The 220-nt window shown below is 75.0% G+C and carries 1 pseudogene; it reads left to right on the top strand.

What is annotated here, in order from left to right:
• A pseudogene (locus WDW90_RS41340) lies at positions 1–220 on the top strand (histone deacetylase family protein); the annotation flags it as partial.

The following is a 220-nucleotide window of genomic DNA, read 5'->3' on the forward strand; positions in this document are numbered from 1 at the left end:
CGTGCACGACGGCGCCTACCTCGCCTTCCTGCGGGAGGCCTGGGCGCGGCGCGGCGAGATGCCGGGGATCGGGGAGGAGGTCCTGACGGGGCACTTCGCCCGGCCGCAGATGCACCGGGTTCCCGTCGGCATGCTCGGCCTTGCGGGCCTCTACATGGCCGACACCTCGACGCCGATCCGGGCGGGCACCTGGGACGCGGTCTACGCGTCGGCGCAGGCC

Origin of the sequence: Methylobacterium nigriterrae (genome assembly GCF_037106235.1) — a bacterium.
Taxonomy (GTDB): domain Bacteria; phylum Pseudomonadota; class Alphaproteobacteria; order Rhizobiales; family Beijerinckiaceae; genus Methylobacterium; species Methylobacterium nigriterrae.